The sequence below is a fragment of the Trinickia soli genome, assembly GCF_002879855.1.
GTDB classification, from domain to species: Bacteria; Pseudomonadota; Gammaproteobacteria; order Burkholderiales; family Burkholderiaceae; genus Trinickia; species Trinickia soli.
On the sequence record NZ_PNYB01000008.1, the window covers coordinates 141408 to 161098 of the forward strand.

The 19691-nt window shown below is 61.7% G+C and carries 16 protein-coding genes; all 16 read left to right on the forward strand.

Going from position 1 to position 19691, the window contains the following annotated elements; genetic code table 11:
* The first annotated feature begins 74 nt into the window (after window positions 1-74).
* The 16 genes from C0Z19_RS11630 (at window position 75) to C0Z19_RS11705 (ending at window position 19663) form a co-directional block, all read left to right on the forward strand.
* Window positions 75-962, forward strand: coding sequence for a LysR substrate-binding domain-containing protein (locus tag C0Z19_RS11630; protein WP_102609968.1), 888 nt, complete (start codon window positions 75-77; stop codon window positions 960-962).
* A gap of 114 nt (window positions 963-1076) precedes the next feature.
* On the forward strand, window positions 1077-1826 hold the full coding sequence (locus tag C0Z19_RS11635; RefSeq protein WP_102609969.1) for an SDR family NAD(P)-dependent oxidoreductase: 750 nt from the start codon (window positions 1077-1079) through the stop codon (window positions 1824-1826).
* Window positions 1827-1976: 150 nt separating this feature from the next.
* Window positions 1977-3308 carry an MFS transporter gene (locus C0Z19_RS11640; RefSeq protein WP_102609970.1) on the forward strand — a complete coding sequence of 444 codons (1332 nt, stop codon included), beginning with the start codon at window positions 1977-1979 and terminating at the stop codon, window positions 3306-3308.
* Window positions 3309-3344: 36 nt separating this feature from the next.
* The gene (locus C0Z19_RS11645) at window positions 3345-4190 is read left to right on the forward strand and encodes a transketolase (RefSeq protein WP_102609971.1); all 846 of its coding nucleotides are present in this window, start codon (window positions 3345-3347) and stop codon (window positions 4188-4190) included.
* Entirely contained in the window at window positions 4187-5185 is a 999-nt protein-coding gene (locus tag C0Z19_RS11650; RefSeq protein ID WP_102609972.1) for a transketolase family protein, read from the forward strand. The genes C0Z19_RS11645 and C0Z19_RS11650 overlap by 4 nt, the downstream gene beginning before the upstream one ends.
* Before the next feature lie 613 nt (window positions 5186-5798).
* Window positions 5799-7829 (forward strand): type VI secretion system contractile sheath large subunit, encoded by a 2031-nt coding sequence (gene tssC / locus C0Z19_RS11655; RefSeq protein ID WP_102609973.1) that lies wholly within the window; start codon window positions 5799-5801, stop codon window positions 7827-7829.
* A 30-nt stretch (window positions 7830-7859) separates the two neighbouring features.
* Window positions 7860-8417, forward strand: coding sequence for an Hcp family type VI secretion system effector (locus C0Z19_RS11660; RefSeq protein ID WP_102609974.1), 558 nt, complete (start codon window positions 7860-7862; stop codon window positions 8415-8417).
* A 59-nt stretch (window positions 8418-8476) separates the two neighbouring features.
* Complete coding sequence (locus tag C0Z19_RS11665; protein ID WP_102609975.1) at window positions 8477-8854, forward strand: GPW/gp25 family protein; 378 nt, start codon at window positions 8477-8479, stop codon at window positions 8852-8854.
* Window positions 8855-8861: 7 nt separating this feature from the next.
* Window positions 8862-10700, forward strand: coding sequence for a type VI secretion system baseplate subunit TssF (gene tssF, locus C0Z19_RS11670; RefSeq protein WP_102609976.1), 1839 nt, complete (start codon window positions 8862-8864; stop codon window positions 10698-10700).
* Window positions 10664-11791, forward strand: a complete 1128-nt coding sequence (gene tssG, locus C0Z19_RS11675) for a type VI secretion system baseplate subunit TssG (RefSeq protein ID WP_102609977.1) — start codon at window positions 10664-10666, stop codon at window positions 11789-11791. The genes tssF and tssG overlap by 37 nt, the downstream gene beginning before the upstream one ends.
* Window positions 11788-14457 carry a contractile injection system protein, VgrG/Pvc8 family gene (locus C0Z19_RS11680; protein ID WP_102609978.1) on the forward strand — a complete coding sequence of 890 codons (2670 nt, stop codon included), beginning with the start codon at window positions 11788-11790 and terminating at the stop codon, window positions 14455-14457. Before tssG ends, C0Z19_RS11680 begins: the two co-directional genes overlap by 4 nt.
* Window positions 14458-14463: 6 nt before the next feature.
* Window positions 14464-17106: a DUF2169 family type VI secretion system accessory protein gene (locus C0Z19_RS11685; RefSeq protein WP_102609979.1), complete on the forward strand. Its 2643-nt coding sequence runs from the start codon at window positions 14464-14466 to the stop codon at window positions 17104-17106.
* The gene (locus C0Z19_RS11690; RefSeq protein ID WP_102609980.1) at window positions 17103-18170 is read left to right on the forward strand and encodes a pentapeptide repeat-containing protein; all 1068 of its coding nucleotides are present in this window, start codon (window positions 17103-17105) and stop codon (window positions 18168-18170) included. Before C0Z19_RS11685 ends, C0Z19_RS11690 begins: the two co-directional genes overlap by 4 nt.
* Entirely contained in the window at window positions 18170-18724 is a 555-nt protein-coding gene (locus C0Z19_RS11695) for a DUF3540 domain-containing protein (protein WP_102609981.1), read from the forward strand. The genes C0Z19_RS11690 and C0Z19_RS11695 overlap by 1 nt, the downstream gene beginning before the upstream one ends.
* 40 nt (window positions 18725-18764) lie before the next feature.
* Entirely contained in the window at window positions 18765-19163 is a 399-nt protein-coding gene (locus C0Z19_RS11700) for a DUF4150 domain-containing protein (protein ID WP_102609982.1), read from the forward strand.
* 41 nt (window positions 19164-19204) lie between these two features.
* Window positions 19205-19663 carry a hypothetical protein gene (locus tag C0Z19_RS11705; RefSeq protein WP_233196101.1) on the forward strand — a complete coding sequence of 153 codons (459 nt, stop codon included), beginning with the start codon at window positions 19205-19207 and terminating at the stop codon, window positions 19661-19663.
* Window positions 19664-19691: the final 28 nt, after the last annotated feature.

The following is a 19691-nucleotide window of genomic DNA, read 5'->3' on the forward strand; positions in this document are numbered from 1 at the left end:
ATCCACAGAATGGCAGCGTCCACAGCGCCGGAGCAACGCGGTTTTGTTCAACTGCGATTGAAAAAAATTTCACGATGCGTATTCCCCCGCTCAAAGCCATCATCGCGTTCGAAAGCGTCGCCAGAACAAAAAGCGTCAATCGCGCGGCCGATGAACTCGGTTTGACGGCATCCGCAGTGAGCCATCAACTCAGCAATCTCGAGTCGATCATCGGGCAGCCGCTGTTCCAACGATCGGGGCGCGGATTGGTGCTAACCCCGACAGGCGAGCGCTATCTCACCGACGTGACGGGCTCGCTTGCCGACCTGAGCCGAGCGACGGAACGGGCATCGAGCCGCAAGGAAATGGATATTTTGCGGGTGCATTCGAGCCCCAGTTTCGGCTTGATGTGGCTGCTTCCGCGCCTCGCGTCGTTCCAGGCGGCCAACGGCGACATCCAACTGAATCTCGCCTGTTCGTATGAGGACGTCTCGTTCTCGAACGGCTACTACGACATCGACATCCGCCACGGCTACGGCAACTGGAGCAACCTCGAAGTGCGAACCATTCGCGGCGAGTACATTGCCCCGCTCGCCTCCCCGGCTTACCTCGAACGGCACCCCGTCCTGACACCGGCCGACTTGCTGAGCCATCGCCTGATCTATTCGGAGACGCCGCTAGCCCAGTGGAAGCAATGGTTCGGCAGGACCGGCGTGCCCGCCACTCAGAAGACGTTCGACTTCTCGTTCGATCGTTCGTACATGTCCATCGAGACAGCGGCCCTGGGGCTAGGCATCGCGCTCGAAAGCCTCATGCTCGCGTCCGTGAAGATGAAGGAGGGCCTGTTGGTCCCTGTTTTCGACAATACGTACGCGGTCGAGGTCAGTGCTCACCACCTCGTTTACCCGAATCAAAATGCCGATCTGCCGCGGGTCGCGCGGTTTCTCGCATGGATGGAACGGGAGACATCCGCCCGCCTCTAGTCATCGACAGCACTGACCTGAATTTTTCTCAGCCATTGTTGAGCGTTTCCGTGTTGTTTCGGTCGCCCCTTCAGCGAAAACTATGGGCACCCATCAACACTCAGGAGACAAGCAATGTTGCTCGAGAACAAGGTCATCATGGTCACCGGCGCCGCCTCGCCTCGTGGTATAGGCAAGGCAACGGCAAAGGCGCTAGCGGCCCACGGCGCGCACGTGGTCGTGATCGACCTGCGAAAAGAGGATGCAGAAGCGGCAGCGGAAGACCTGGGCAGAGCGCATCTGGGACTCGGCTGCAACGTGACCGATAAGTCAGCCTGCGTCTCCGCGGTCGATGCGACGCTCGAAAGGTACGGCAGGATCGACGGACTCATCAACAACGCGGGCATCACTCAACCCGTACGAACGCTTGAAATCGGCGGCAAGGATTTCGATGCCATCGTCGACGTGAATTTGCGCGGCACGCTCTATATGTCGCAGGCTGTGATCCCTGCGATGAAAGCGCAAACAAGCGGCAGCATCGTCTGCATGTCGTCCGTCTCCGCCCAGCGCGGCGGCGGCATCTTCGGCGGCCCCCACTACAGTGCCGCGAAAGCCGGCGTACTCGGGCTTGCCAAAGCCATGGCCCGCGAATTCGGCCCCGACCATATTCGTGTCAACTCCATCACGCCGGGTCTGATCCAGACCGACATCACGGGCGACAAACTCACGCCGGACATGCGTACCGAGATCATCAAAGGCATCCCTCTCGGCCGACTCGGCGATGCGGCCGACGTCGCCAACGCATGCCTGTTCCTCGTGAGCGATCTTTCGACGTATCTGACGGGAATCACGCTGGACGTCAACGGCGGCATGCTGATTCACTAACGACGTAGCCCGCGCCGGTGCGGCGTGCATTCTTAATATCCCGGACGACACGGGAATTGGGTCGCTGAGGCCCTAACGAGCTTTGTACAACTGCCCGTCGAGTGCGCGAGCGGGAATACGGCTCGGCCCTCAGCCCACAGGAGACACAAAATGAAATCGACCTACGCGGCATCGCCTGCCGCCCCTGACAATTCAGTCGCGGACAGCGACTCGCCGACATTCGAGGCCCAAACCTACGCGAAGGTGAGCCGCCGGATCATTCCGTTCCTGATGCTCTGCTACCTCGGCGCATACCTCGACCGCGTGAACGTAGGCTTCGCAAAACTGCAGATGCTGAACGACCTGCGATTCAGCGAAACGATTTACGGATTGGGCGCGGGCATCTTCTTTCTCGGCTATTTCTTATTCGAGGTACCGAGCAACGTCATACTCCATAAGGTTGGCGCACGCACCTGGCTCGCTCGGATCATGCTGACGTGGGCTGTCATATCCGCCAGCTTCATCTTCGTAAAATCACCGACAACCTTCTACGTGCTTCGGTTTCTGCTCGGTGTCGCAGAAGCAGGCTTTGCGCCGGGCGTCATTCTTTACCTGACTTATTGGTACCCCAGCGCGCGCCGCGCAAAGGCGTTGTCGATCTTCTTCATGGCAATCCCGCTCGCGGGCATTTTAGGCGGCCCCTTGTCAGGCTGGATCATGCACTCGCTGCAAGGCGTGATGTCGCTGACCGGCTGGAAATGGCTGTTTCTGCTCGAAGCCGTCCCTTCGCTGCTGCTCGGCATCGTGATCCTGTTCTACCTCGATAACGGCATCGCAAGTGCGAAATGGCTCACCGACGCCGAAAAGCGCCTCCTCGCTCGCAACGTCGAAGGCGACAACGCGCACAAGAGCGCGCACGGCTCCATCGGGGCATTCATCGGCGACCGTCGTTTGTGGCTCCTCGCGGCCATCTATTTCTGCGTCGTGTTGGGTCAGTACGGGCTGACATTTTGGCTGCCCACGATTATTCGCAAAGCCGGCGTATCGGATCCGCTCCACGTCGGGCTCTTTACCGCGATTCCTTATCTCTGCGCCATCGTCGCGCTGCCGCTCATCGGCATGAGCGCGGATCGGTTGCGCGAACGACGCCTTCACCTGGCTATTCCCATGCTCGTGTCCGTAGCCGGCTTCGCGATGCTGCCGCTGCTCGGGAGCGTCGGTGCCTCGATCACATTGCTGAGCATCGCGTCCGCCGGCATTCTCGCCGCATCGTCTCAGTTCTGGTCGTTGCCGACCGCCATGCTCGGTGGCGTTTCGGCTGCGGCCGGCATTGCAGCCGTCAACTGCTTTGCCAACCTTGCCGGGTTCTTCTCGCCGGCCATCGTCGGTTGGCTCAACGACCTGACGGGCAAATCGACCGCGGGCCTCATCTTCATCTCTTTAGCCGTCACGCTGGGCGCCTTGCTCGTGTTCCTCGTTCCGGCCAAGTCAGTTAATCGCTGAACGGCGCAAAGCCGTTCGACATCAACGGAGTCACTCATGAATAACGAAGCCATCATTGAGGACGTCACGCTCTCGGAGCGCGCGTACAGGATACGAAGAAACGCATTACTGATGGGCGAAGTTCAGGGGCAAGGCTACATCGGCCAGGCGCTCGATATCGCCGACGTGCTCGCGGTCGCCTACTTCGGCGCCATGCGCTACCAACCGCACGACCCCGAATGGGAAGGACGCGACCGCTTTCTGCTTTCCAATGGCCACTATGCGATTGCGCTGTACGCCGCACTCTTCGAAGCGGGAATCCTGCCTGCCGATGAACTCGAGACCTACGGCAGCGACGACAGCCGCCTTCCCATGTCGGGCATGGCCAGCTATACGCCCGGCATGGAGATGTCAGGCGGCTCGCTTGGACAAGGGCTCACGATAGCCGTTGGCCGTTGCCTCGGCCTGAAGCGCAAGGGTTCCAACGCATTCGTCTACACGCTGTTCTCCGACGGCGAACTCGACGAAGGGGCGATTTGGGAAGGCATCATGTCGGCCGCGCACTGGAAGCTCGACAACCTGATCGCCATGGTCGACGTCAATAACCAGCAAGCGGACGGTCCTTCAACGCAGATCCTGGCCTTCGAGCCGCTCGTGCCCAAATTGGAAGCGTTCGGCTGGTACGTTCAACGCGTGGACGGCAACGACATCGACGCAGTCGAACGCGCATTCGATCACGCACGCAATCACGACCAGCCACAACCGCGCATCATCATCTGCGACACGAGGATGGGGTGCGGTGTGCCATTTCTGGAACAACGGGAAAAGAACCACTTCATCCGAGTCGATGCACACGAGTGGCAGCTCGCGCTCGAAGCACTCGAATCTGGGAGGCAAGCATGAGCACCATCGATAAGAAACCTCGCCTGAAAACGTCGGCCATGATCGCGTCGATCGCGGCCGAGGGCCAGCTCACGCGTTCCGCACCGTTCGGCCATGCGCTGGTCGAGCTGGCACGAAACAAGGCCAGCGTGATCGGGATGACGGCGGACCTTGGCAAATACACCGACCTGCATCTCTTTGCGAAAGCATTCCCGGAGCGCTACTACCAGATGGGGATGGCCGAACAATTGCTCATGGGTGCGGCGGCGGGATTCGCGCACGAAGGCGCGCAACCGTTCGTCACGACATACGCCGTGTTTGCCACGCGACGCGCCTATGACTTCATTCACCAAACCATCGCGGAAGACAACCTCGATGTGAAGATCGTCTGCGCGTTGCCCGGCTTGACGACGGGCTACGGCCCGAGCCACCAGGCGGCCGAGGACCTTGCACTCATGCGCGCAATGCCGAACATGACCGTGATCGATCCGTGCGACGCGCTCGATATCGAGCAGATGGTGCCGGCGATTTCTGCCCACAATGGGCCGGTCTATGCCCGGCTGCTGCGGGGCAACGTGCCTGCCGTGCTGGATGAGTATGACTATCGTTTTGAGCTTGGCAAGGCCAAGCTGCTGCGCGACGGCAACGATGTCCTGTTGATCTCTTCGGGCATCATGACGATGCGCTCGCTCGAAGTCGCAAAAGCCCTGGCGGCCGACAACGTCGATGTCGCCGTGCTGCATGTGCCGACGATTAAGCCGCTCGATACGGAAACAATTGTCCGCGAAGCGAGCCGCACTGGCCGCATGGTTGTCGTGGCGGAAAATCACACGATCATCGGCGGGCTGGGCGAAGCCGTCTCCCGCGAACTGTTGAGCGCGGGGGTCACTCCCGCATTCCGCCAGGTCGCGCTGCCCGACGAGTTTCTCGACGCGGGCGCGCTGCCTACGCTGCACGCGCGGTATGGCATCGCAGCGGATGCTATGTGCGAAACCATCAAGGGATGGCTTGGCTAGTCGGTTCATGTAGCCCCATACGCCGGGCATCGGCCATAGCAGTTCGGCGTTCCCGGCCTATACGCTGATCCCCTGCGCATGACTTGCTGAGCGGATGACCCATCGCCCCAACGTGGCGCGAGTAGGTCTCTCAATTCTTAGTCTGAATGGAAAAGCGCGGCCCATCCCATAGTCGATGCCGCGCATGCTGCAGTAAATGCCGTCGACATTGCGCCGGCATGGGTCGCAGTCCACCCACCCCCGAAAATCATCACCCACTCGCCATTGCTCCGCGACCGCAAAAACATTGCGGCGGTTTATCGCCCTTCGCATTGGGTTTGAATCGACCCACGATTGCGGATATCGACACGTCGAATCCCCGCCGAAACCAACGCATCGCTTATGTGCCAACGCCTGGCATGCCTATTGCGTAAATCCTCACACGAATCTGTCTATCGTCTCATCCATGGATACGAGCAGAGGCCATGGCGATCGACCGAATCGATGGCAGTAACGAGTCCGCCATACGTAGACCATGGCTGAGTTGCTGATTCAAGCAACGACGGCGCGCTGAGCATGCTCATCGCCGAACAAATAGACCGTTTCAATAAAGTCAATATCGCGAGGTGAGATCATGAGTGAAAGCGTTCAGAAAAAGCTCCTGCGTGTGCGCCCTCCCCGGGTCAAGATCACGTATGACGTAGAAACAGGCGGCGCCATCGAAAGGAAGGAGCTGCCCTTCATCGTCGGCATTCTCGCCGACCTGCAAGGCGAGCGAAGCGACCCGTCCACCTATCCGCCGCTGAAAGAACGGTCGATGGTCGAGATCGACCGAGACAATTTCGACGACGTGATGGCGACGATTCTGCCGCGCGCCGTGCTCACAGCCGCGAAGCAAGCCGATGAAGCGCTCAAGGATTTGCTCAAGGATGAGAAGGACAACGAACTGACCTTCGCCAATATCGACGCCTTCGAGCCGATGACGGTCATTCAGTCTTTGCCCTCGCTCAAGGCACTCTATCAATCGCGCAGCCAGATCCGCGAGTTACAGGCCAAGGCCGAGACAATCGATGCCGTCAGCGAGCAACTCGACGCGTTGATCGAAAAAGCCCAGCCCGGCAAGGAGGGAGCACCCGCGGTGGACGATGCGAGCGTGACCGCGGCGAATACCGCGCTCGCCACGCCGCTCGGCATGACGGCGGATCAGACCGCCGCGTTGGTCAATGCCTTTGTCGCCCAACTGAATCTCTATTTCGTCGAGGCGAATGCGGACGCCACCCGCCAGATCGAACAAGCACGCAAGCGCGGCGCGATCGCGGTGATCGACGAACTCGTCTCGCTCATCGACGAAAAACTAAGCAGCGCGCTCTCGAGCATCATGCACTGCGACAGCTTCAAGGCGATGGAAGCCACTTGGCGCGGGCTCCATTTCCTCGTGATGAACACCGAGACGAGCACGATGCTCAAGCTGCGCGTGTTCAACGCCACCAAGGACGAACTGCGCAAAGACATGCTCAAAGCGGTCGAGTTCGATCAAAGCGCGCTGTTCAAACTGATCTACGAAGCCGAATACGGCACGTTCGGCGGCAATCCGTACAGTCTGCTCGTGGGCGACTACGCGATCGGCAAGTCGGGCGACGACATCGATTTCGTCACGAAGATGGCCGAAGTGGCGGCGGCCGCCCATGCTCCGTTCATCGCGCAGGCTTCGACCGAGCTGTTCGGGCTGGGCGGATTCGACAAGCTCGACAAGCCGCGCGACCTGAAGAAGATCTTCGAAGGGGTGGATTCGGCGGGATGGCAAGCCTTCCGCGAAATGGAAGACGCACGCTACGTCACGCTCGTGCTGCCCCGCGCGCTGCTGCGGCTGCCCTACGGCTCGCCCAACAAGCGCAACACGACGCCCTGCGAAGGCATCAACTTCGACGAGCAAGTGGGCGGCGCCAATTCGGCGACCGTCTATTCGATGACCGGCGAACTGCTCAACTACCCCGATCCGGAACCGAACCGTTTCCTCTGGGGCAATCCGGCCTATCTGCTTGCCGAGCGGATCACCAACGCGTTCGCGCTCTATAGCTGGACCGCCGCCATTCGAGGCGTCGAAGGCGGCGGCCTCGTCGAGGGCCTGCCCAGCTATACGTATACGTCGAGCAACGGCAGCGTCGAGCTTCTGTGCCCGACCGAGATCTCGATCACCGACCGCCGCGAGAAAGAGCTTAACGACCTGGGCTTCATCACGCTCTGTCACTGCAAGGGCACCGGCAAGGCGGCATTCTTCGGCGGCCAAACCACCAATCAGCCCAAGAAGTACTTCTCCGATTCGGCCAACGCCAATGCCAAGATTTCCGCGATGCTGCCGTACATGCTCGCCGCTTCGCGCTTTGCTCATTACATCAAAGTGATCATGCGGGAAAAGATCGGCACGTTCATGACGCGCGGCAACGTCGAGGATTTTCTCAATTCGTGGATCTCCAACTACGTGCTGCTGGACGATAACGCATCGCAGGACGCCAAGGCCGGCTACCCGCTTCGCGAAGCCAAGGTGGTCGTGACGGACGTGCCGGGCGAGCCGGGCGCCTACCGCGCAACGGTGTTCCTCAAGCCGCATTTCCAACTCGAAGAACTCACGACTTCGATTCGACTCGTAGCCAACCTGCCGAAGTAACGCCTCTATTTTTCGATCGAAGGAGTGGTCATGGATTTGATTCTTTTCCAACCTGGCGACCAAAGCATCATGAACAGCGACGGCAGCCAGATCGACAATTCGTCGTGGGTGTCCGATGGGCCGAGCGGGCTCTGCATCGAAATTGTTTCGCTGCATCAAGGCATGAAGCAGCAGGTCACCACGGACGTCAGTAACAACGCGCGGACCTCCGGCCGCCCCATCATCACCGAGTTCACGCTCGTCAAATACGTCGACCAGACATCGGTAAAGCTCTACGAATACTGTCTCGGCGCCAAACTGCTCGGAACCGGCGCAGGTGCGCCGAGCACGATCTATATCGCGCGCGAATCGGGCGGCAAGACGCAGAACATCATCAAGATCGAGCTCAAAGATGCGCTGATCAGCGAAATCCAGTTGCAGACGCATCCGAACGATATGCCGACCGAGCAGTTCAAGCTGAACTTCACCGAAGTCATCTGGACGTACACGCAGCAGATCAACGACATGGCGTCCAAGGGTGTGAAGACCGCCGGATGGAGTCTGGCCAAGAACATGCCGATCGCCGGCAAGTTCTCGTCCAACCCCTGAGACGACGTATCGCGCTTGTCCTCGTGGAGGGCCGGCATTTTCTTTGGTCAGGAGATGGCATGCAGTTCTTGCTCGAACGCCTCGCGCAGCCCCCAACGTTCGACGGTGTGCAGCAGTTCGACCTGCGTGCCGCAATCGCCGCGCAAATCCAGCGTCTCGTCAGCGCGCGCATCGCGCGTTCCGGCGGTGACCTCGATTTGCTCGACTTCGGCACTCAAAGCGTGGTGGAGTTCGAGTTGCACAGCAAGCCCCAGCTCGAGCAATACGCGCAGCGGCTGGCGCGCCTGATCGCTCGCTACGAGCCGCGGCTGAAGACGCCGCGGGTTCAGATCGAGCCGAGTGCCGAGGCGCTCAGCCCGTATCGCATAGCCATCTACGGCGCCATCGACGACAGCAACGGAATGGACGTGTTCCATTTCGAGCTGCCTTCCCACTGAGGACCGCATGCAAAGCGCAACCGTCACGCTCAGCGACTGCTTCCGCGAGGAACTCGGCGCCCTGCGAAACGAATCGGTCCTGTTCAGCGAGAAGCATCGCGAACTGGCACGCACGCTCGGACTCAATGCGCGCGAGGCGACCGATCCGCAAGTGGAGTTGCTGCTGCAGTCGTTCGCGTTTCTCGTGGCCAGACTCAGGCACCAGGTGGAGCTGGACAAGGCGCGGCTGCCCGACGCCTTGCTGGCCTTTCTGTACCCGCATCTCGAAGCGCCGATTCCGTCGATGCTGATCGCGCAAATCGGCGTCAAGCCGGACGGCACCGACTTCTCCAAGGAACAACTACTCGCGCGCGGCCGCATGATCACCGCGGCAACGACCAATCATCTCGGGCAGACAACAGAGTGCCGTTTTCAGACCTGCTATGAAACGCCGTTGCTACCCTTGCGGATCGACACCGTAATTCTCGAATCGGCGCTCGAATACCCGTTCCTCGGCAAGGCGTCGTCGCCCCAGTCGGTGCTGCGCGTGCGCGTGCGCCCCGACGGCGTCGGCGCGCTCCAGGCCAAAGGCAAGGGGCCCCGCCGCCTGCGCTTCTACATCAACGATGCGCAGGCCAACGCAATGGCGCTCTACGAGCTCCTGGCCGTCCATCTTTCGGGCATTGCCGTGCTGCCCGCGGCGCCCGCGCAGCAGGTGCGGGTGCTCGAGCCCGATGCATTGCGCTGGCTCGGCATGGAGCCCGACGAGGCGGCGTTGAAGGCCAACGCGCACACGCATCCGGGGTATCGGTTGCTGCAGGAATATTTCTCGTTCCCCGAGAAATTCTATTTCTTCGAGCTCGACCGGCTCGATCAGCTCGATTTCAGCGGAGTGGAAGACTATTTCGATCTGATCCTGGCGCTCGATCGTCCGTATCAGCCGATGATGCAATTCAACCCGGCCTCGCTGCAGTTGAACTGTGTCCCGCTCGTCAATCTGTATTCGCAGCGCATCGATCCGATTGCGCTCAGTCACAGCGACTACGAATATCGCATGACGGGCGATCTTAAGAATCACCGCTACTGCGAAATCCATTCGATCGAGGAATTGGAGTCGATCTCGAGCGAAGGCAAACCGCGCCCGATCGCACCGTACTTTGCGATGGACAATTTCCGGCGCATGGAGCAGCAGGACTATTTCTATTTGTGCCGTCGCATGCCCGCGACGGCCAATCATGTCGCGGGCAGCGAAATGTTCATTTCGTTTCTCGACCGGCAATTCAACCTGAGCCAACTCACCGACGAAGTGGTGGGCGGCCGCGCACTATGCACGAACCGGCGCCTGCCCGAGCGCCTGATGTCGGGCAGCCCGCTGCACCTCGAAGGCGCAGGCCCCGTCCTGAGCATTCGCGCGGTGACGAAGCCGACCCCGCATCACACGCCTCCGCAGATCGGCAACCGACCTTGGTCGCTGGTGTCGCAATTGGCGCTCAACCACCTCTCGCTCGACGGCGGACCCATCGCGCTAGGCGCACTGAAAGACATCCTGCGCTTGCACGTCGGGCCGAACCAGGAGAGCGGCTGGAAGCAAATCGATGCGATCAAGGCGCTTCGCAGCCGCAGCATCGCGCGCCACGTCGGCAAGGACGCGTGGCGCGGCTTCGTGCGCGGCTGCGAACTGACCGTCGTCATGGAGCCGAGCGACATCGGTCCGAGCAGCGCGGTCCTATTTTGTTCCGTGTTGCATCACTTCTTGCGCGGCTACGCCAGCGTGAACCACCTGGTCGAAGTCGCACTGGAAACGAGCAGTCTTAAAGGGAGCCCCAAGCAATGGCGCGCATCGGCCGGCACCGCTATCGCACTATAAGGGAGTATCTGCTCCAGCAGTACGGCGACTTCAACACATTCCAGTTGATGCGTCTGCTGCTGTCGGATACGGAACGCAGCCTGCCGATCGGGCAGCGTCTGCGTTTCCGCGCCGATCTTTCGGCCGCGTTTCCGATTCGCGAGTTCACGCAGGTGAAGCTGCTTGCGCCCGCCGCGAACGATACGCAAGCTGCGGGGCAGCCTGTCGAGATCCGCACGGCCAATTTTTGCGTCGCCAGTGTGACCGGCCCCTTGCCGGAACCGTTCACGGAATGGGTGCGCGAGTTGTCGGCGCAGCGCGAAACTGCGATGGCCGATTTTTTCGACATGTTCAATCAGCGCGCGAACCTCGTGCGCTATCAGTTCAAGCAGGCGCTGACGCCAGGGCTCAACGACAAGGCGCCCGGCGAAACCGAGATGGCGCACTGCCTGGCGTCGCTGGTGGGCCTCGCGAACGCCAACCTCGCCGCGCAGGTGCCTTTGCCGGCGCGAGGCTGGCTGGGCATCGCCGGCCTGCTCGCGAACCGGCGTAAGCAAGCATCGACGATCGTCGACGTACTGAGTGTGGCGCTGGGCGCGAAAGTGTCGCTGACCGAATACGTCGGCGCCTGGCTCGACATCGACGAGCGAGAACGATGCGCGTTAGGCCGGCGCAATCATCGGCTGGGTCAGACGTGCGTCGTGGGCCGACGCGTGTGGGATCAGCATGCGAGGCTGCGCCTCGACATTCATGCGGTCGACTACGACGCGCTGCGCCGCCTTTTGCCGCCCTTGCCGTCGCAGCCTCCCGCGGCAAGCGGCAACGCCGACCCACGGCATGCAGGCCATGACGCCGCCGGCGAATCGGATTACGCCATGTTGAGCGGATTGGTGAAGTTGTTGGTCGATCGATTGGCCGACTGCGAGATCGTGCTTCACGTCAAGACCGACAGCATCGCGCCGAGGCCGCTGCCCCAGCCCGCACGGCGCGACGACTTCACCTCGATGCGGCTCGGCCACAGCGCGTGGCTTGCCGGCACGCCCGCGCAGCGTCAAGAGACGCGCCCGGTTCGCTATCTGATTTCCACCTACAACTCTGTGGAGGCGGCATGAGCGAAGTGCAAAGCGCCGACACGGCTCACACGTTTTCGGTCAATCGACTGGCTCCGCCGGAGCCGGCGGTCTTTCTGCACTGCGCGATCTTTGTCAATCGCAACACGATACTCAGCGCCGAAACGTTCCGTCTCGAAAGCTTTCAGGGGCAGGAGAGCGTGTCCGAGTTGTTCGAGTTTCAACTCGAGTTGAGCGCCAACTCGGACGGCGCCAATGCCGTCGCGATGCGCTTTGACGAACTCATCGGCCGCGCCATCACGGTCGGCATCGGCAAATACACGAGCGCCGACGGCAGCACCGACCAATTCAAGGCCGCCATCGAAGGAAGCGCCCCCGTCACATCAAACCTGTCGCTCTTCAACGGCATCGTCACGAGCTTCGCGGTGAAGAACCGCGGCTCCTACAGCATTTCGATGAAGCCCGCGCTGCATCGGCTCAATTTGACGAACCACTATCGCGTGTTTCATCGCAAGACGGTGTGGGAGATGATTCAGGCGCTGCTCGATGAGCATAACGTCGCCTATGCGCCACTCGCCCAAACGCAGTCCAACCTGGCCGCTAGTCGGCGCCAAGACTGGATGCAAGCCGGCGAAACCGACTTCGAGTTTCTGAAGCGGCTCATGAGCAAGGCCCTGCTGCATTTCTACTTCGCCCATACAGGCACGGGTCAAACCGTCGTGTTTTCCAACCAGGCACAGTATCCGGAGATCATGCCGGGCGCCATGCCGGTTCGCTATACCTTCACCGACACCCGCGCGCTGAGCTTGGAACAAGACGATGTCGTCACCGGGTTCAGCATGAAGAAATCGCTCGGCAGCACGGGCGTACATGGGGTCTTGACGCAGCAGGACGGCGCCTGGCTGCACAACCGGATCGTGCAGTTCAATTCGTTCTACGCCGATGAGGGCGACGACACGCAACTGCTGCCGTTCAATCTTTACAAAAGCTACCAGTACGGCTGCAGCAAGGACGAAGCGCAGGTCTTTTCGAGCGCGACGCAAAGCACGCTGGACGGCAGCCGCAGCGAGTTGAGCGGCACGAGCAACTGCGCGGCCTTTCGTGTCGGGCACCGCTTCTCGTTGACGAGCGGCGCCGGCCCGACGAATCCGAGCGTTCCCTTTCTCGATAACGGCTCGTTCGTGCTCACGATGGTGTCGCATCGGGCGAATGCGGACGGCAACTACGAAAACGAGTTTCAGGCAGGCGACGCTGCGTTCCTGATCACGCCCTACTCCATTCAATCCACACAGCAGGGCGCCGTGCTGGCCGAAGTGGTGTCGGGCGCGACTGCGCCTGTGCAAAACCCCGTCGACTTCGGCGCGGTGAGTTCGTTCAACGCGGCGCAAAGCACCTTCACCGATTCGATGAACGCCGCGCCGTTCCCCCAAATCGGCGTCTACGTGCGCTTCTCGACGGCCGCCAAGGACGATCCCTCCGTATGGGTCAAGCTGTCTTCGTCGATGCAAACGGCCCCCACCGTCGGGTCCATCGTCATCGTGGCTCGCGCCCAAGACGAATCGGAACTGCCGGAAATCCAAAACATCATCCAGACCAACGGCAGCGAACTGGTGGTGCCGTCGGGCTGGCTGTCGAACACGCACGTCGGGAGCAATTATTCGACGAGCTACGGCGACAACCAAAACATCAGCTACGGCAAGTATTCGATTCCGGATTTGAGCCAAGCCACGCGCATCGTCACGAATGCGTATCACACGGGCAGGTTCGGCAACGCCAGCTTCGCCCAAGGCGCCAGCTACAGCTTCAGCACGGCGGACAGCGCGGCGCCCGGCGCAAGCCCGAATGCGGGCGAACTGTATGGATCGGGGGCGGTGGCCGGCGACATCCTGAGCGCGGCCGAATCGTTCGGCTCGACCTACAGCCGGCAAATCGGCACCGTCAGCTATAACCATTCCCACTTCGACCAATCGATCAGCAACAGTTGGATCGAAACCGAGGAGTCGACGCGATACACGGGCAACAGCGTCAGCGTGAGCACGGGCATCACGAGCACCTCCACGACGACGCTGGCCGCCTCGACCACGAATACGAACATCGGCGTGTCCACCAATGTCTCGACGACGGGCCAGACGTTCACGACGAGCATCAGCGGCGATGTGGTCGAGAGCATTACCGTCGGCAATACGACTCGCACGACGACGAACGGCGATCTCATCGAAACGAGCATTGCGGGCAACACCACGCGTACGTCGACGAGCGGCAACATCATCGAGACCAGCGTGATCGGCAACACCGTTCGCGATTCGACCTCCGGCAACGTGGAGGAAACATCGGTCACAGGCGACACGATCCGCAACTCCATCTCCGGCGATCTCGAGGAAACAATCGTCACCGGCGCGGTCACTCGCACCGTCACGAACGGCATGACGGTCGAAGATCACGTCAATTGCGGCGAAACGATCACGAAGGTCAACGGTGTCGTGCAGCAGGACGAAACCAAAGGCGCGGCGACGATCATGGTGACGGTGGGCGACACCACTCGCATCGAGACCAGCGGCGCCACCTCGAACATCGTCACCATGGCCGAGGCCACGACGGTGGAAACAGCCGGCCCCGGCGCCAAGGTATCGAACAACGATGAGACGCCGCACGTCGACAATATCGTCACGCGCATCCATATGATCGAAGCCACGATCATCTTCATGTGAGCCGAGATGAAGATCATCAAACCTCAATCGCTCGGCGTGTTGTACAAGCCCTACTCTCATCTTGGGCGCCACTATCTGTCGGTCGCCGTGATCGGGTTCTTCCCGCTCGGCGCGCACACGGACCGCTTTTTGAGCGAAAGCAAACAATGGCCGCATGTCGTCGCGAGCCTGCCGCCCGGGCAGCCGCTCGACGAAGCGATGCCCAAGCAAGGGGCCGAGGTCCTGCTGCTCGGCTCCGCCCACGCCCCCGAGCGCAAGGCATGCACCAGCCTGACCGTTCAACTGAAAGTGGACGACGTCGCGGGGCAACCGGGCATCAGCAAATGCCTGTGCGTGTGCGGCGAGCGCGAATGGCGCTCGCGCGTGCTGCGCCCGCCGCGTGTCGGCCGGCCCAAGCCGTTTCTCGAGATGCCGCTCACTTATAGCCGCGCCTTCGGCGGCGCGCGCAATCCGGTCAACCCGGCGGGGTGCGGAAGCCGCGGGCTCGGATTCGGCAAGGCGAGCGGGGCGATGCCCAACGTGTCGTACGCGCCGAAGGCGGTGGATGACGCCTGGCGCGCCAATATCCCGGCAGGGTTCGGGCCCATCCCGATCGGCAGCGCCGCACGCCGCTCCAAGTTCGGCAGCTACGGCCGCACCTGGCGCAAATACGATGCGCCCGGCTTCGCGCGCGACATCGACTGGAGCGTCTTCAACATGTCCCCGCCCGATCAGTGGACGCAGGCGCCGTTCCAAGGCGGCGAGCGCTACACGCTGCGCAACCTTCACCCGCGGCACGCCGAACTCGAAGGCGCACTGCCGAGCCTGGCCGCGCGCGCCCTCGTGCTCAATGAAGGCGCGACGTCCGATAAGGCGCGCGAAGTGCCGCTAAAGATGGACACGGTCTGGTTCGTTCCCAATCACGATCTGGGTATCGCGATCTACCACGGCAAAACCGAGATCCAAGACAGCGACGGACTCGACATCGGCGTGCTGATGGCCGGCTATGAGCACACGAGTGCGCCCAAGAGCGAGTCGCACTATCGCGAGGTCATGCAACTGCGCCTGGATCCGAAAACGGCCTTGTTGCACGTGTTCAACGACAGCCAGCTCGCGCCCGAGCGCTCTGAAGCCGAGCAAGCGCGGCGCGCCAGGGCCCAACGCGAAGCCGAGCAGGCCGCCCTCGCCCGCAGTCAGCAGCGCCTCGATTTGCTCGACGAGCAGTACTGGGCCCGGCGCGGCGCCACCCCGCCGGCGGATCATCAGAGCGCCCGCGCAACGCTGCCGGCGCTCGGGTTGATGACCTCGGAAACCGCGGCCGAAGGCGATTTCGAACTGTCGGAGATCGTGACCAAGGCCAAGGCGCTTGCAGCCGAAGCCGAACGGCGCGGCAAGCAAGCGCTCGCCAAGGTGCCTCCCATGCCGCCCGTCGTCGTCGACTCCGCCAGGTTGCTGGCCGCGGCGCTCGAGCGCGCCGCCAAGCCGGCCCACGACCTGCTGCCGCCCGAGCTAGCCGGCAGGGATCCGCAAGTGGAAACGATGCTGGCGCAGTTGCCCAAGCCGCCAAGCGATGCGAGCGAGAAACAAGTCGCCCAATACGAAACATCGCGTGCGGCAGTGATCAAAATTCCGGCGTTGCGCCGTCAGGCACGTCGCGCGGCGCCGAAGGTCACCTCGCCCACGCTGCCTTATCCGTCCGATGTCGCCCAGCAGCTCGGGGCGCAAATACGCCAGTGGCACGAGGCCGGCGTGCCACTGGCCGGCCGAGACCTTGCGGGCGCGGACCTCAGCGGGGTCGACTTCTCCGGCGCGGATCTGCGCGAGGTCATGCTGGACGGCGCGGATTTGACGCACGCTCGCTTCGTGGGCGCGAACCTGCACGGCGCGGTGCTCGTCGGCGCACGACTGGAGCGCACGGACTTCTCCAGAGCCGATCTCACCGCGGCGAATCTGTGCGAAAGCCAAGGGCGCGACATCTCGTTCGAAATGGCCGACCTGAGTCACGCCCAGGCACTGGGCGCCCAATGGCCGCAAGCGAACGTGCGCCGCGCCTGTTTGCGCCGCCTGCTCGGTATTCGACTTGTCTGCCCCGCCGCCGTGTTCGACGAAGCCGATGCGAGCAAAGCCACCTTGTTCGACCTGGAGGCGGACGAAAGCAGTTGGCAAGCGGCCACGCTCGAGAAAACGGTGTTTCTGCGCGCCCGTCTCCAACGCGGCAACTTCCGACGCGCAGCGCTCAAAAAGACCGTATTCAATATGTCGGAACTTCAACATAGCCGCTGGGACAGCGCCACGCTGGACCAGGTGCAAGCCGGCGGGAAAACGAACTGGCGCGACGCCGCGCTGATTGACGCCGTGGCGAGGCGCTGCGGCTTCCACGGCGCCGATATGTCGCGAGTCGACATGAAGGGCGCACAGTTCCTGCGCTGCGATTTCGGGCAATGCGACATGCGCTCGGCGTTGCTGACCGACAGCACGTTTTCGCATTGTGGCCTGTATCGCAGCAACCTTCGCAGCGCCGAAGCCGGAGGCGCCGAATTCTTTCGTTGCCTTTGCCGCAAGACCGACTTTACCGGGGCCCGCCTGCTCGGCGCCGCATTCGTTCAATCCGAAAGCAGCGGGTCGATTCCCCCAGAGGGCAACGCGCTACAGGCGGGGAGCCGAGCATGAAGATATGGGACGACATCGCGCTGTCCATCAGGCTCGACCAACCGATCCGTCAGCGCGACTTGCACGGACTCGACGCACGCAAGCGCGAGCTCGCCGGCGCCACATTCAACGAAGTCGACTTCTCGAACGCGTCGTTCGCCGATTGCCGGCTCGCGCGCGCCAAATTCATCCACTGCGATTTGCGCGGCGCCGACTTCAGCAATGCAGACCTGGACCACGCGACCTTCGTCAAGTGCAATATGTCGCACGCACGGCTATGCGCCCGCAACATGCGACACGATTGCTGGGTGGATTGCGACCTCACCGGCAGCCAATGGGAACATGCCCATCTGCAGGTCAGCTCGATCGTGAACAGCACGTTGAAGTCTGCCCGCTTGAACGCTGCCGCACTCGAGCGCTGCACGTTGATCAACGACACCTTCGACGACGCGAGCGTAGCCGGCGCGCAGCTCGATCAATGCGTAGTCAGCCCCGCCGATTGGCGCAAGGTCGACTTGCGGACCATGCATGCGAGCGGCGTGATTTTCTCGAACGCGAACTTTCAAGGCCAAATCATGAGCGGTCTGCATCTACGCCGATGCTCGATGCAAGATGCCGATCTGACACAAGTCGACCTCGCCGCGGCCGATATCGCCGAATCGAATTTCTATCGTGCGCGCTTGCGGCACGCGAACTTGAGCAACGCGAATGCATCGCACGCGCTCTTGCTGAAAGCGCAGCTGGACCAGGTGAATCTTTCCGACGCGCAGCTCGAAGGCGCGATCTTTCAGCAGGCTACCCTGCGCCATTGCCGCCTGGACGGCGCACGGCTGAAAGCCAGCGTCTGGAATAAAAGCCAACACGACAATGTGTCGTTTCAAGGCGCCGACCTCGCGTACGCGCGCTTGGAACACATCGAGGGCGACCACGTCGACTTCTCCGACGCCACGCTCGATCACGCTCAATTTCATAACGCCAAGCTGTGCCACGCGCAGTTTCGCGGGGCCAGCTTGCGCCAGGTCGGGAAGACCGATCAGGCACGCCTGTCCGCCGAAGCTCGCACGCTTGCTCTGGAGAACGAATAATGGGTTCCTTGAAAACCACCAATAAACTTCCGCCGCCGCTGCCGCTGCATCTGGTCGAAGCGAAGATCGTCGTGGCGCTCGAGCAGCACGCTTATCTGCTCAACGACGGGCGCATGGCGTACCAGGCGCTGAGCTGCCTCGTTCGTCCGGAGGTCGGCGACCATGTGCTCACGGCCATCTGCCAAAACGACACCGGCTACATCCTTCACATCTTGCAACGCGCCGAGCCGAAGCAAGTTCAACTGGGCGCGCCGGGCGCATCCGAGATGCGCATCGAGCAAACCCGGATCACGCTCAATGCCGTGGAGAACATCGCGCTGCACTCGCTCACCGACGTCGAGGTCACCGCCGCCACCGGCGTACTGAGCCTGAACGGCCGCAACCTTTTTACGACGGTGCAGGAGAGCCTCGTCCAAAGCGTGGGGCACTTCATCGGCAAGGCCGAGCACTATCTGCTCGAAGTGCGGCAGTTGCTGCGCATGCACGGCCAGCAGGCGATCGTCACAGCCGAACAAGACATGAAAGTCGACGGCGAACGCATCAGCATGGGTTGAACCTCGCCAATATCGATCCCATTCGCATCAGGAGAAACCCATGTTCGCCACCAACAGCATTGCCGCCATGTCGATGATGACCGTACCGGACGTCTGCAAGACGCCCATCGTCGTGCCGGTACCCATCCCCTACCCGAACATCACGATGTCGACGGCGCACATTCCATCGGTGTTCAACGTGATGTTCGGCACCGGGCTCGCGGAAAACCTGATGACGGAAGGCACCATCAGCATGGGCGACGAACCCGGCGTGGAAGGCGGCGTGGTGTCGGGGATCTTCATGGGACCGGACACCTATGTGAGCGGCAGCTTCAAGGTCATCGTCGGCACCGCGTTCGCGACGCGGCTGACCTCGCTCGTCGGCATGAACGGCATGCCCTTCAATACGATCGGAATGTCGATCGTGCCGGCGCAATTTCGCGTTCTGTTGCTGAGCTAGACATGACCTCTTCTTTCCACGCGGCGGTTCGCCGATCCATCTTGCCCAGCAGGTCCCGGCTCGCCTGCATCGCGGTATTGAGCGGATCGTGTCTGCTCTCCGCTTGCAGCTGGCTCGGCTGGTCGAAGTCCGCCGCGGTGTCGCAAATCAAAGTGGTGGCCGAAGTGGGCGCGAATCAGAACGCCGCGACGCAGCTCGATATCGTGTTCGTCTACGACAGCAACGTGGTGGCGCTGTTGCCGGGCACCGGACCGGATTGGTTTCAGAAGAAGGACGCGCTCGTCGCGGGGCTCGCGAACGGCATCGACGTCGTCAGCCTCCAAGTGCCGCCCGCGACGCTGGCCACGGCGAGCCTGCCCAAGCGCCACGGCAAAGCAATCGACGTGTACGTGTACGCCAATTACCTGACAGCCGCGGGGCAACCGAAGGGCAACATCACGCCCTACAAGAACGTGACCATTTGGCTCACGCCGACGACCGTGCTTTACAAGTCGCAGTGACGCAGAAGCGAGAGCAGCGAGCACCGAA